Genomic DNA, 12,885 nt, shown 5'->3' with positions numbered 1-12,885 from the left:
CCGCAGCCCTGATTTCGCGGGTTCGAGCGCCGGCACCCCGGGAGCGGCGGGCAGCCGGGGAGACCGGAGGCGATAAGGTACCCCCATGAGCCTGCAGATCCTTTCCCAGTACGCCGGGGGACCGCGAGTCCGGGCGACCGGCCGGCCCGCCGTCACCACCGGCGGGTCCGGAGCCGTGTCGGAATCCGATCAGGCGCCCGCCGCCGTCGACGAGGTGGCCGCCGTCGACGAGGTGGTCGGCGGAGGCGAGGCCGCGGCACCGGCACCGGCACCGGCACCGGCCGAGGAGACCACGACCCAGGCCGCTCCCGACGCCGACGCACCGGCAGGCGAGGCATCGGCCGCCGACGCACCGGCCGAGCAGCCCACCCCCCGCACCGCTCCCGCGGCCGCGGCCGCGGCGGCGAGCTCCTCCAGCGGCGGGCTCAGCCTGGGGCGCCGTGCCCCGAAGGCCCCGGGCGGCGGCGCATCATCCCTGCACGGTTCGCGGATCTCGGAGCTCGAGGGGAGCGGGACCTCCTTGTCGGCGGACGCCGCCGCCCCCGCGGACACCGCCGCGGCCGGCAGCACCCCGGTCGCCGCGGACGCGGAGCCGAAGACGGAGGACGCGACCGCGACCGACACCGCCGCACCCTCGACCGAGCCGGCCCGGTCCGGTTCAGGAGGGCAGGAGGGGGAGTCCACGGCCTCGGAGCCCGCCGGGACGGACGCCTCACCCGCACCCGCCCGGGGCGGCCTGACGCTGGGTGGCCGCCAGGGGGCCAAGGCCCCGGGTGGCAAGTCCGTCGGCTCTCTGGTCCTGGGCGGTGGCGCGGGTGCGTCCGCGGCCGCCGACTCGGCACAGGCCGACGGATCCGGAGCGTCCGCCACCGCCTCGAGTGAATCCACCACCACGACCCCCGGCACCGACACACCGGCTGCCGATGCGCCCACCGACGCCGGAGCCGACGACACCGGCGACACGACGCCGGCCGGCGGGGCGTCCGCCGAGGGAGCACCGGCGGCGAAGAAGTCCGGCGGGCTCTCCCTCGGTGGCGGTTCGGGCGCCAAGGCCCCGGGCGGGGGCAAGCCGGGTGGTCTGTCGCTGGGTGGCGGGTCCAAGGCCAAGGCCCCCGGGGGTGGATCCGCGGGTCTGTCGCTGGGCGGCGGCGCCGCTGCATCCGGAGGGGACACGGCGTCCGCGGACACGTCCTCGGAGCCCGCGGCCTCCACCGAGGCGGATGCCGCGCCCTCCGCCGCCTCCCGGCCTGCCGACGCCCCTGCCGCGTCCCAGCCTGCTGCGACTCCTCCGGCGGACGAACCGGCCGCCGAGGAGAAGTCGGTCGAGACACAGGCGGCGGAGAAGGCGCCGTCGGAGAAGATCGATCCCATCACGGTCGAGCGTGTTCCGGCGGGCCCGACACCGCCCCCGGGCGCCGTGAAGTTCGTCAAGAAGTTCCTGGCGCGTCATGGCGGCGCGGCCGATCTGGTCCTGCAACCCACCGGTCGGACGGGGATCCGTCTGACGTTCGTGGGCGCAGACGGGGTCATGGACGACTACATGGTCGACACCCTCGCCGAGGCCGAGGCCGTGCGCGACTCGGTTCCCGGGCTCACCGGTTCGGACTGGACCCGTGAACTGGTCTCCCATACCGATGTGCCCGCGGGTCACTGGAAGCGCATGGCCGGCTCCGGATCCCTGCTCTGAGATCCCCGTAGGTCGAGAACGGCCCCGCCACGGCGGGGCCGTTCCGCATTCGCGTCAGGCGGGCCCTGCCGCCGGCCGGACTACGCGGGCCGCGGGCTCCCGTCCGCTCGGTCCCTGATGACCGCCGAGGCCCAGAGTGCACCGGTCACGGCGGTGATCGCCCCGGCCAGCGTCACGTGCAGAACCACAAGGATCTCGGGCACCCCCAGCTGGTACTGGGTTATCCCCACGACGGCCTGTGCCGCGATCAGCGCGATGAGGATCAGGCAGCGCCGGATGGCCGGTCCCTGAGCGCGCAACGCGAGAAGCCCGAACGCCAGACCGATGAGCAGGCAGACGTACCCGACCATCAGTTCGGCATGGAAGTGGACCAGCCACTGGATCGGCATCTGGAGGCGGTCGGCGGCCTCGATGCGGGCGTCACCGGCGTGGGGGCCGGCCCCGGTGACCATGGTGCCGGTCACCAGCACACCGGCCAGGAGCACGGCGGACAGGACGATGAGCCAGGACAACGGCGGGGGCAGGACACGGCGGGCGGGGGCGTCGTCTGCCTCCCCGATCCGGACGAACAGGACGGCCGCGAGCCAGGCCAGGATCATGGACGGGAGCAGGTGGAGCGCGACGGTCCACCACACCAGGCCGGCCAGGACCGTGATGCCCCCGATCACGGCCTGGGCCAGGATCCCTGCGGGCATCGCCCACGCGAGCACCTTGAGCCCGCGGCGACGACCGGCACGATGGATCGCGAGCAGCAGGGCGGCGGCTATAGCCACCAGCACGAACGTCAGGAGCCGGTTGCCGAACTCGATCGCCTGGTGCAGCGCGGGTCCGGCGCCGGCGACGGGCACGAAACTGTCCTGGTTGCACCGTGGCCACGTCTCGCAGCCCAACCCCGAGGCGGTCACCCGCACGGTGACCCCGGTGGTCATGATGCCGATCTGGGCGAAGACGTTGGCCAGTGCGAGGCCCTTCTGCAGCCGGATCGACGGCATCGGCAGACGGGACAGCGGTCCCGTCGGTCCGGAGGGTTCGCTCGTGGCATGGCTTCCGGGGTTCGGGGCGTGCGAAGTCGAGGTCACGCCCTCGATTCTAGGCGGGCGCGCGGACGGCTCCGGAATCAGGTGAAGGAGAAGTGCCGCACGGCCAGTCCGGCGCAGACCGCGGTCCACCCGGCCAGGACCAGGGCCGCCAGGGCGGGGAACCCGCCGTCGATCGCCGTGACCAGCGCGCTGGTCAGGGCGTACGAGGGGACGACGACGAGGAGATCGTGCAGCCACTCGGGCAGGGCCGCCACGCCGATCGCCAGACCGGCCGCGCCGATGAGGACGAACCAGATGAGGTTGGCCAGTGCCAACACGATCTCGGCCCGCAGGGTCCCCCCGAGGAGGAGCCCCATCGACGAGAACGCGATCGACCCGAACGCGATCATCACCGCGCCCACCGCCAGTCCGGCCGGTCCGGGTCGCCAGCCGAGCCCGGCCGCGATCGCACCGAGCAGGACCGCCTGGCCGGCGACCAGGATCAGCGTGGCCAGGATCTTGCCGCCGATGATGACGGTGGGCGGAAGCGGGGTGCCACCAAGTCTCTTCAACGCCCCGTAACGACGGTCGAAGCCGACGGCGATGGCCTGTCCGGTGAACGCGGTACCCATGACGGAGAGGGTCAGCACGGCCGTGATGGCGTAGTCGATCCTCGGCTGTGGGATCGAACCGAACTCGATCGCGGTGAGCGCGAACAACACTGCCACGGGGATCACCAGGGCGACCAGGAGCTGCTCACCGTTGCGCAGGAACAGCGTCAGCTCCATCCGGGTCTGCGATGCGGCCATCCGGAGGAGTGGGGCGGGCGCGGACGGGCGGGCGAACGTGCCCGGCGCGAAGCGGTTGGCGCCGGTCTGGGTGTCGGTCATCGCAGGTCCCGTCCGGTCAGGTCGAGGAATACCTCTTCGAGGCTCCTGGCGCGGGTGGCCAGGGAGGTGAGCTGGACGTCGGCCTTCTCTAGCGCCGCACACAGGGTGGTCATGAGTTCGGGGGAGACCGGGCCGTGGACCTCCAGGACCCCCGCCGCGGACCCCGTCGTCACCGTGTGGTCCGGACCGATGGCGTGACTCAGGAGAGTGGGGGAGGCCTCACCGTCGACGACCAGGGTCACGCCCTCGGACGTCCCCGCCCGAGCGAGTTCCGCCGGCGAGCCGGCGGCCACCCGGCGGCCGTGGTCGATGATCACGACCTCGTCGGCCAGGGCGGCGGCCTCGTCCATGAGGTGCGTCGTCAACAACACGGCGGCACCGTCGCGGCGCAACGCCCGGACCAGGTCCCACACGGCCCGCCGGGACTGCGCGTCGAGTCCAGCGGTGGGCTCGTCGAGGAACACCAGTTCAGGTCGGCCGATGACCGCGATGGCCAGAGACAGTCTCTGCTGCTGGCCACCGGACAGACGCCGGTAGGGGGTGGCGACGTGGTCACTGAGCCCGAGTTCGGCGAGCAGCCAGCCCGGATCGAGGGGGTCCGCGTAGTAGGAGGCGACCAGTCGGACCATCTCCCCGACACGCGCCGCGGGGTACGCCCCGCCGCCCTGCAGCATCATGCCGATCCGGCTACGGACCCGCTGACGGTCGGACACCGGGTCGAACCCCAGCACCCGGAGGGACCCGCCGTCAGGTCGGAGGAATCCCTCGCACACCTCGACCGTGGTGGTCTTGCCGGCGCCGTTGGGACCGAGGAGCGCCATCACCTCACCGCGGTCCAGTCGGAGGTCCAGCCCGGCCACGGCCGTGGTCTCCCCGAACCTCTTGACGAGTCCCTCGACATGGAGCGCGGGGGAGTCGGTGCGTGAGGTCACGGGAGCATTCTAGGCCGCGCCGACTACCGGAAGCGCAACAGCCCCGGCCAGCGGAACATCGCGGTCAGCAGGAACGTCACGGCCACGACGGTGGCCACCCACGCCTGGACGGTGACGAACGGAGGCAGGCCCGCACCCGGCGGGAGGGTGAAGCAGGCAAGCACGGCGCTGACCGCCACGACGGGGATCCGGAACTCCATCCGCGAGGCCCACGCCGCGAGCGGGATCAGGGCCCACAGGACGTACCAGGGCTGGACGACGGGGAAGCACAGGACGATGGCCGCCATCGACACCCCGAGGCCGCCGACCGGGTTGATCCGCCCGGCGGAGACCGCGAACAACATCCTGATGGTGAACACCCCGGCGAGCACGAGCGCCGCCGTCTGCACCATCACCAGGATCTGGGCGGTGTGGTCGCCCAGTCCCAGGTACTGCCCGATCCCGCCGACGATCACCCCCAGGGCAGTGGGCGGCGAGAGCCAGCTGCGTAGGGACGTGGCCGCCCCGAGCTTCGTGATCCACCCGAGTCCCGAGGAGGTCGCGAGCATGGCCAGTCCGGTGGTGACACCGCTGATGATCACCATCACCAGAGCCGCCCGCACGGTGGCGAGATAACCGCCACCCCAACGACGGGCGAGCGCCATCCCGACGAAACCCAGGGCGACGACGGTGGGCAGTTTCACCAGTGCCGACCCGGTGACCAGGACGGTCCCCACGACGAAGAGCATTGTGGTCCGAGGACCGGACCCCGGGGAGTCCACGGCGCGGAGGGCCAGCACGAGCCCGACGGCGAGCAGTCCCATCATGAGCGACTCGGAGTGGATACCGGACACCAGGTGGAACAGCACGAGCGGGTTGGCCACCGCCAGCCAGAGCGCGGCCACGTCCGACACCCCGCAGTACTCGGCCAACCGTGGAACCGCCCATCCCAGCATGAGGATCCCGATGATGGCCACCACCCGGTGCAAGATCGTGCCGGCCACCACGTCGTCCCCCGTGAGCGCGTGGATCACCTTCTGCACTCCGAGAAACAGCGGGCCGTACTGGTTCGGCGTGTCCCGCCAGATGTCCGGGACGTTGACCGTCAACGCGTGGGAGGTGCCCAGCGCCGACACCGGACCCAGTTCATACGGGTCGTCGAGCGTGTTACCGATGGCCCCCTGGGCGAGGTAGCTGTAGACGTCCTTGCTGAACATGGGCGGGGCCAGGGCGAGCGGCAGCGCCCACGACGCGATGATGCGGTCGAGGGTGGCCCGGTCGATGCGGCCGCTCAGCCGTCCCCGGCGATCCCGGCCCAGGACGTACGGGGCGAGCAACAGCCAGCAGAGCGTCACCACCACCATTCCGGTCATGACCACGGTCATGGAGGACTGTTGCAGCCTGAGCCAGAGGCCGAACAGTCGCTCGCCCGCGACGGGATTCTGCAGGACCGGCAGGGCGCCGGCGCCCAGAGCACCCACCGCCATCGCGACGGCCGCGGTGGTGCCGATCCTGCGGATGCGACGGAGCCGGGCCAGTTCAGCCGACGGTGGGGCCCCGGTGAACCGTTCCTCGGTGTGGAGTCGGGCGGTGACCGACCCCGCGCCGCGTACCGGGAACGTGGGTGCCACTGACCTCAGCCTCTCTCCACCGTGGGTGTCGCAGGTCACTTTCCGACGACACCGCCGGGCTCGCGGGGGGTGGGAATATTTCCGTCACGGAAGTGTTGCGTAATATGTGGTGGTGCGTCCCGCACGGGGCGCACCGAGCATAGCCGGAAGGGAGTGGCAGATGAGCGTGCAGCACGCGTACGAGAGCAGCACGCGGCCCGACACCCGCTCGGCCGTCCGTGAACTCCTCCTGGAACGAGGGGCGCTGACCGCCGTCGAGATAGGACGGGAACTCGGGCTGACCGCTGCCGGAGTCCGCCGACATCTGGACCAGCTGGTCGAGTCCGGTGAGGTCGAGGCCACCCGGACCCGCCCGGCCGGCACCCGCGGTCGGCCGGCCAAGGCGTTCCAGGTCACCGCGACCGGCCGCAGGTCGGCGCAGCACGGGTACGACCACCTGGCCGTCGAGGCACTGTCCGCCCTGCGACGCGTCGGCGGCACCGCCGCCGTCGCGGACTTCGCCCGCCAGCGCGTCCGCTCGGTCATCGGGCACGTCCGGCCGGCCGACGGCCCCGAGGACGTCGAGCGTGCGGCGACGGACATCGCCGTCGCCCTGTCGGACTCGGGATACGCCGCGTCGATCGAGGACGCCGGATCAGGCCTCCAGATCTGCCAGCACCACTGTCCGGTGTGGAACGTCGCGTCCCAGTTCCCCGAACTCTGCGAGGCCGAGCAGGAGGTGGTGGCCGAGATCGTGGGCACCCACGTCCAGCGCCTCGCCACCATCGCCGGCGGAGACTGCGCCTGCACCACGAACATCCCCACGGGGATGGTGACCGCCGGTGACCTGGCGGCGACCATCCCCGCAGCGGCCGACGCAGACGCGTCGGTTCCGACCCCCGAAAGGACTGTGCGATGACCATCACCCCAGATCAGGTGACGGCCGACGTCACCGTGCACGAGCCGACCACCGACGAGGAGCGGATCGCCTCACTCGGGCAGTACAACTACGGTTGGCACGATTCCGACTCCGCCGGTGCCACAGCCCAGCGCGGCCTCTCGGAGGCCGTGGTGCGTGACATCTCCAGCAAGAAGAGCGAGTCCGAGTGGATGCTCGCCAAGCGACTCAAGGCGCTGGCGACGTTCTACAAGAAGCCCATGCCCGGATGGGGTTCGGACCTGTCGGGGATCGACTTCGACAACATCAAGTACTTCGTGAGGTCCACCGAGAAGCAGGCCACCTCGTGGGAGGACCTGCCCGAGGAGATCAAGAACACCTACGACAAGCTCGGCATCCCGGAGGCGGAGAAGCAGCGTCTGGTCGCGGGCGTCGCGGCCCAGTACGAGTCCGAGGTGGTCTACCACCAGATCCGCGAGGACCTCGAGAGCCAGGGTGTCATCTTCATGGACACCGACACCGCACTCAAGGAGCACCCGGAGTACTTCGAGGAGTACTTCGGTTCCGTGATCCCGGCCGGCGACAACAAGTTCTCCGCCCTCAACACCGCCGTGTGGTCGGGCGGCTCGTTCATCTACGTCCCGCCGGGCGTCCAGGTGGACATCCCGCTGCAGGCCTACTTCCGCATCAACACCGAGAACATGGGCCAGTTCGAGCGGACGCTCATCATCGTCGACGAGGGCGCCTACGTGCACTACGTCGAGGGGTGCACCGCGCCGATCTACAAGTCGGACTCGCTGCACTCGGCCGTGGTCGAGATCGTCGTCAAGAAGGGCGGCCGCTGCCGCTACACGACCATCCAGAACTGGTCGAACAACGTCTACAACCTCGTCACCAAGCGCGCCCGGGCCGAGGAGGGCGCCACCATGGAGTGGATCGACGGCAACATCGGCTCCAAGGTGACCATGAAGTACCCGGCGGTCTGGCTCACCGGTGAGCACGCCAAGGGCGAGGTCCTCTCCGTGGCGTTCGCGGGGGAGGGTCAGCACCAGGACACAGGTTCGAAGATGCTGCACCTGGCCCCCAACACCTCGTCGAACATCGTCTCCAAGTCGGTGGCGCGAGGCGGCGGTCGTTCCGCGTACCGCGGGCTGATCCAGATCAACGCCGGTGCGAAGGGATCGAAGTCTAACGTCGAGTGCGACGCGCTGCTGGTGGACAACATCAGCCGGTCAGACACGTACCCCTACATCGACATCCGCGAGAACGACGTGACCCTGGGTCACGAGGCCACCGTCTCCAAGGTGAGTCAGGACCAGTTGTTCTACCTCATGAGCCGCGGCTTGGCCGAGGACGAGGCGATGGCCATGATCGTGCGCGGATTCGTCGAGCCGATCGCTAAGGAGCTCCCCATGGAGTACGCCCTCGAGCTCAACCGCCTGATCGAACTCCAGATGGAAGGATCGGTGGGCTGACCGCCATGACCGACACCACTTCACCCACCACCGCAACCGGCCCCACCCCGGTGACGGATCGCTACGGCGTCCCCGTCACCGCCACCAAGGGCGACCAGTTCTCCTCCTTCGACGTGGGCGCGTTCGAGGTCCCGAGCCACAAGGACGAGATCTGGCGCTTCACCCCGCTCAAGCGGCTGCGCGGGATCCATGACGGATCGCGCGTCACGGCCACCGGCAACGTGCTCGTCTCCGTCGCCGAGCGTGCCGGACTGACGGTCGAGAGCGTCGGGACCGACGACAAGCGGATCGGCGAGGCCGGGGCACCCCGCGACCGCGTTGCGGCGCAGGCCTTCAGCTCCGTGGACACCGCGACCGTGCTGACCGTGGCCAAGGAGACCGTGCTGGCCGACCCCGTGTACGTGACGGTCGACGGACCAGGGGAGGGCGAGCTGGCCTACGGCCACGCCCAGATCCGCCTGGAGCCGTTCGCCAACGCCACCTTCGTGGTGGACCAGCGGGGCGGGGGGACGATCGCCGAGAACGTCGAGTTCATCGTCGGCGACTCGGCCCACCTCGAAGTGGTGCTCATCCAGGACTGGGATGACGACGCGCTTCATCTGGCCAATCATCACCTGCAGGTCGGTCGCGACTCGACCCTCACCTACACCGCGGTGACCTTCGGTGGCGAACTCGTCCGGATCGCACCACTGGCGACGTTCACGGCCCCCGGGGGCACCGTGAACATCAACGGTCTGTACTACGCGGACGACGGCCAGCACATCGAACACCGGTTGCTCGTCGACCACTCGGTACCCCACTGCACGTCGCGGGTCCTCTACAAGGGCGCGCTGCAGGGCGATGCGACGTCGAACCTGCCCGACGCCCACACCGTGTGGATCGGCGAGGTCCTCATCCGCGCCGCCGCCGAGGGAACCGACACCTACGAGATGAACCGCAACCTCGTCCTCACGGACGGGGCCCGCGCGGATTCGGTGCCGAACCTCGAGATCGAGACCGGCGAGATCGCCGGCGCCGGCCACGCCAGCGCAGTGGGACGATTCGACGAAGAGCACCTGTTCTACCTCATGTCCAGGGGCATCGCCGAGGACGTCGCCCGGCGCCTGGTCGTCCGGGGCTTCTTCGGAGAGGTGATCAACCGCATCGGCGTGCCGGAGGTACGTGAGCGGATCGCCGAGGCCGTCGAGCTGGAACTGCAGTCCTCCGGGATCTGATCCCAGGCCCCGAGAGACCACCCCCGAAGACTTCACAAAGATTGCGAGCACACCAATGACCATTCTCGAGATCAAGGGCCTGACCGCCCGCGTCGCGGCGACCGCCGACTCGGCCGAGACCGTCGACATCCTCAAGGGCGTCGACCTGACCATCGAGTCGGGCATGACCCACGCCATCATGGGCCCCAACGGCTCCGGCAAGTCGACCCTCGCCTACGTCATCGCCGGCCACCCCAAGTACGAGGTGACCGGCGGGACCGTCACCCTCGACGGGGAGGACGTCCTGTCGATGGAGGTCGACGAGCGCGCCCGGGCCGGTCTGTTCCTGGCCATGCAGTACCCGACCGAGATCCCCGGGGTCTCGACCGCCAACTTCCTGCGCACCGCGGCCACCGCGGTCAGGGGCGAGGCGCCCAAGTTGCGGCACTGGGTCAAGGAGGTCAAGGAGGCCATGTCCGACCTCGACTTCGATCCGGCCTTCTCCGAGCGCAGCGTCAACGAGGGCTTCTCCGGCGGCGAGAAGAAGCGTCACGAGATCCTCCAGTTGGACCTGCTCAAGCCCAAGATCGCCGTGCTCGACGAGACCGACTCCGGTCTCGACGTGGACGCGCTCCGCGTGGTGTCGGACGGCGTGAACCGCTACCGGTCGGAGGAGAACGGCGGAATCCTCCTCATCACGCACTACACCCGCATCCTGCGGTACATCACGCCCGACCGCGTCCACGTCTTCGTGGACGGCCGGATCGCCGCCTCCGGCGGGGCGGAGTTGGCGGACGAGCTCGAGGCCGAGGGGTACGAGAAGTACCTCACGCCCGCGAACGCCTGATCGGACAGCTGGGAGAACATGACCTCGACCCTCGACATCACGGCCGTCCGCTCGGATTTCCCGATCCTGCAGCGGACGGTCCGTGACGGAAAGCCCCTGGTCTACCTGGATTCCGGGGCGACCTCGCAGCGCCCGATCCCGGTTCTCGACGCGGAGCGGGACTTCCTCCTGAGCTCCAACGCGGCCGTCCACCGGGGCGCACACCAACTGGCCGAGGAGGCGACCGACGCCTACGAGGACGCGCGTGCCGCGATCGCCGGGTTCGTCGGGGCCGACGTGGACGAGCTCGTCTTCACCAAGAACGCCACCGAGGCGCTCAACCTCGTCGCGTTCGCGCTCGGGGACGACCGGTTCGGTCCGTACTCAGTTGGCCCGGGTGACGAGGTCGTGATCAGCGAGCTCGAGCACCACGCCAACCTGGTGCCCTGGCAGGAGTTGTGCCGCCGCACCGGTGCCACGCTGAAGTGGTACGGAGTGACCGACGACGGACGGATCGATCTCGATTCCCTCCGGCTGACCGACGCGGTCAAGGTCGTCGCGCTGACCCATCAGTCCAACGTCACCGGCGCGGTGACCGACGTGGCGCGCGTCGTGGAGGCCGCGAAGGCGGTGGGAGCGCTCGTCGTGTTGGACGCGTGCCAGTCGGTCCCGCACATGGCCGTGGACTTCCACGGACTCGGGGTGGACTTCGCCGCGTTCTCCGGGCACAAGATGCTCGGCCCCACCGGTATCGGCGTCCTCTACGGACGGCGGGACCTGCTCAGGGCCATGCCGCCGGTGCTCACGGGCGGATCGATGATCTCCACCGTGACCATGGAGAAGTCGACCTACGCCGACCCGCCCCAGAGGTTCGAGGCCGGCGTGCCGATGGTGTCGCAGGCCGTGGGCCTCGCCGCCGCGGTGCGCTACCTCGAGGGCGTGGGGATGGAGACGGTCGCCCGGCACGAGGAGTCGCTCACCGCGGCCACCCTCGAGGCCCTCGGCCAGATCCCCGGAATCCGGATCGTCGGTCCCCGCGACATGGTCGCGCGGGGCGGTGCCGTCTCCTTCGTGGTCGACGGTGTCCACGCCCACGACGTGAGCCAGGTCCTGGACGACGACGGGGTCGCGGTACGGGTGGGACATCACTGTGCGTGGCCGCTGCACCGCCGACTCGGCGTGCAGTCCACGGTCCGGGCCTCGTTCGCTCTGTACAACACCCTCGACGAGGTCGAGGTGCTCGCCCGGTCGCTGCGCCGGGCACAGGAGTTCTTCGGAGTGGGAGGTGCGCGTTCGTGAAGCTCGAGCAGATGTACCAGGAGGTCATCCTGGACCACTACCGACACCCGCACCACAGCGGACTGCGGGAGCCCTTCGGGGCAGAGGTGCACCACGTCAACCCGACCTGTGGCGACGAGCTGACGCTACGGCTGCAACTCTCCGACGACCAGACGACGATCGAGGACGTGTCCTACGACGCGCAGGGCTGCTCGATCAGCCAGGCGTCCACCTCGATGATGGCCGACCTCATCGTCGGCCGCACGGTGTCGGAGTCCCTCGAGGCCTACGACGCCTTCCACGAGATGATCTCTTCCCGCGGGAAGCACGAGGGCGACGAGGAGATCCTCGACGACGCCGTCGCCCTGTCCGGGGTGTCCCGATACCCGGCGCGCGTCAAATGCGCGCTGCTGGGGTGGATGGCATACAGGGACGCACTCGGCCGACAGACCGAACAGCATCAGGAGTGAAGTGACATGACCGAGCAGATGACCCCGGCCAACGACCCGACGGTCGACGACGCGACGTCGGCGGAGGAGAACCCGACCGCGGCGGGCACCGTCTACAACGGTGAGTTCCGCCCCGATCCCAATCGTCCCGAGCAGTCGGAGGAGGACCTCGCGTTGGTCGCCGACCTCGAGGAGGCCATGCGGGACGTGGTCGACCCCGAGCTCGGGATCAACGTGGTGGACCTCGGGCTGGTCTACGACATCTGGGTCCGCCCGGGTGAGACCGAAGGGTCCACCATCGCGCGCGTGGACATGACGCTGACCTCTGCGGCCTGCCCGCTGACCGACGTGATCGAGGACCAGGCCCGAAGCGCGGTGGTGGGTTCCGACCTGGCCAACGACCTCGAGCTCAACTGGGTGTGGATGCCGCCGTGGGGTCCGCAGATGATCACGGACGACGGCCGGGAACAGCTCCGGGCGATCGGCTTCACGGTCTAGCTGCCTGCGGGAGGACCGCCCGCGACCTCCCGGGGTCGCTGGCGGTTCTCCGGGTGTTTACCCTGGCCGCATGGCCCCACCCGCGGATGACATACCGACCGGAGCGCCACCGGACCACACTCGAGACCCGGGAGTGACCGGCTATCGACTG

12 protein-coding genes are annotated in these 12,885 nt (G+C 70.0%); 8 read left to right on the top strand and 4 right to left on the bottom strand.

The genetic code is table 11. The annotated features are described in order from the left end of the window. Positions 1-85 precede the first annotated feature (85 nt). Positions 86-1,687, top strand: coding sequence for a hypothetical protein (locus ABIE38_RS04580; RefSeq protein ID WP_354054237.1), 1,602 nt, complete (start codon positions 86-88; stop codon positions 1,685-1,687). A gap of 80 nt (positions 1,688-1,767) precedes the next feature. Here ABIE38_RS04580 and ABIE38_RS04575 read toward each other — a convergent pair whose 3' ends face one another. From ABIE38_RS04575 to mptB, 4 genes are read right to left on the bottom strand one after another with little or no spacing between them, the layout of a single operon-like run. After that, positions 1,768-2,766, bottom strand: a complete 999-nt coding sequence (locus ABIE38_RS04575) for a COX15/CtaA family protein (RefSeq protein WP_354054236.1) — start codon at positions 2,764-2,766, stop codon at positions 1,768-1,770. Positions 2,767-2,804: 38 nt separating this feature from the next. Beyond that, positions 2,805-3,596, bottom strand: coding sequence for an ABC transporter permease (locus ABIE38_RS04570; protein ID WP_354054235.1), 792 nt, complete (start codon positions 3,594-3,596; stop codon positions 2,805-2,807). Next, positions 3,593-4,528 (bottom strand): ABC transporter ATP-binding protein, encoded by a 936-nt coding sequence (locus ABIE38_RS04565; protein ID WP_354054234.1) that lies wholly within the window; start codon positions 4,526-4,528, stop codon positions 3,593-3,595. The genes ABIE38_RS04570 and ABIE38_RS04565 overlap by 4 nt, the downstream gene beginning before the upstream one ends. A 23-nt stretch (positions 4,529-4,551) precedes the next feature. Then, complete coding sequence (mptB, locus tag ABIE38_RS04560) at positions 4,552-6,138, bottom strand: polyprenol phosphomannose-dependent alpha 1,6 mannosyltransferase MptB (RefSeq protein ID WP_354054233.1); 1,587 nt, start codon at positions 6,136-6,138, stop codon at positions 4,552-4,554. Between the two features lie 160 nt (positions 6,139-6,298). Between mptB and ABIE38_RS04555 the strand changes: the two genes are divergently transcribed. From ABIE38_RS04555 to ABIE38_RS04525, 7 genes are read left to right on the top strand one after another with little or no spacing between them, the layout of a single operon-like run. Then, the gene (locus tag ABIE38_RS04555) at positions 6,299-7,036 is read left to right on the top strand and encodes a helix-turn-helix transcriptional regulator (RefSeq protein ID WP_354054232.1); all 738 of its coding nucleotides are present in this window, start codon (positions 6,299-6,301) and stop codon (positions 7,034-7,036) included. After that, positions 7,033-8,490: a Fe-S cluster assembly protein SufB gene (gene sufB, locus ABIE38_RS04550; protein WP_354054231.1), complete on the top strand. Its 1,458-nt coding sequence runs from the start codon at positions 7,033-7,035 to the stop codon at positions 8,488-8,490. Before ABIE38_RS04555 ends, sufB begins: the two co-directional genes overlap by 4 nt. Positions 8,491-8,495: 5 nt before the next feature. Further along, complete coding sequence (gene sufD, locus ABIE38_RS04545; protein WP_354054230.1) at positions 8,496-9,704, top strand: Fe-S cluster assembly protein SufD; 1,209 nt, start codon at positions 8,496-8,498, stop codon at positions 9,702-9,704. Positions 9,705-9,759: 55 nt separating this feature from the next. Then, entirely contained in the window at positions 9,760-10,530 is a 771-nt protein-coding gene (sufC, locus tag ABIE38_RS04540; protein WP_179525313.1) for a Fe-S cluster assembly ATPase SufC, read from the top strand. An 18-nt stretch (positions 10,531-10,548) separates the two neighbouring features. Then, positions 10,549-11,808, top strand: a complete 1,260-nt coding sequence (locus ABIE38_RS04535; RefSeq protein ID WP_354054229.1) for a cysteine desulfurase — start codon at positions 10,549-10,551, stop codon at positions 11,806-11,808. Further along, complete coding sequence (gene sufU, locus ABIE38_RS04530) at positions 11,805-12,257, top strand: Fe-S cluster assembly sulfur transfer protein SufU (RefSeq protein ID WP_354054228.1); 453 nt, start codon at positions 11,805-11,807, stop codon at positions 12,255-12,257. Before ABIE38_RS04535 ends, sufU begins: the two co-directional genes overlap by 4 nt. A 6-nt stretch (positions 12,258-12,263) precedes the next feature. Beyond that, a complete protein-coding gene (locus ABIE38_RS04525; RefSeq protein WP_354054227.1) occupies positions 12,264-12,734 on the top strand; it encodes a metal-sulfur cluster assembly factor in 471 nt (156 codons plus the stop codon). Positions 12,735-12,885: the final 151 nt, after the last annotated feature.

The sequence above is a fragment of the Dietzia sp. 2505 genome (assembly GCF_040546785.1).
In the GTDB taxonomy this organism is placed as follows: Bacteria; Actinomycetota; Actinomycetes; order Mycobacteriales; family Mycobacteriaceae; genus Dietzia.
Note: the sequence above shows the minus strand (reverse complement) of the source record. Positions and strands in the feature narration are given on the sequence as shown.

Coding starts and splice junctions, on each gene's coding strand:
- ABIE38_RS04555 (WP_354054232.1), top strand. CDS start 6,299: ATGAGCGTGCAGCACGCGTACGAGAGCAGCACGCGGCCCGACACCCGC.
- ABIE38_RS04570 (WP_354054235.1), bottom strand. CDS start 3,596: ATGACCGACACCCAGACCGGCGCCAACCGCTTCGCGCCGGGCACGTTC.
- ABIE38_RS04525 (WP_354054227.1), top strand. CDS start 12,264: ATGACCGAGCAGATGACCCCGGCCAACGACCCGACGGTCGACGACGCG.
- ABIE38_RS04580 (WP_354054237.1), top strand. CDS start 86: ATGAGCCTGCAGATCCTTTCCCAGTACGCCGGGGGACCGCGAGTCCGG.
- sufC (WP_179525313.1), top strand. CDS start 9,760: ATGACCATTCTCGAGATCAAGGGCCTGACCGCCCGCGTCGCGGCGACC.
- sufB (WP_354054231.1), top strand. CDS start 7,033: ATGACCATCACCCCAGATCAGGTGACGGCCGACGTCACCGTGCACGAG.
- ABIE38_RS04535 (WP_354054229.1), top strand. CDS start 10,549: ATGACCTCGACCCTCGACATCACGGCCGTCCGCTCGGATTTCCCGATC.
- sufD (WP_354054230.1), top strand. CDS start 8,496: ATGACCGACACCACTTCACCCACCACCGCAACCGGCCCCACCCCGGTG.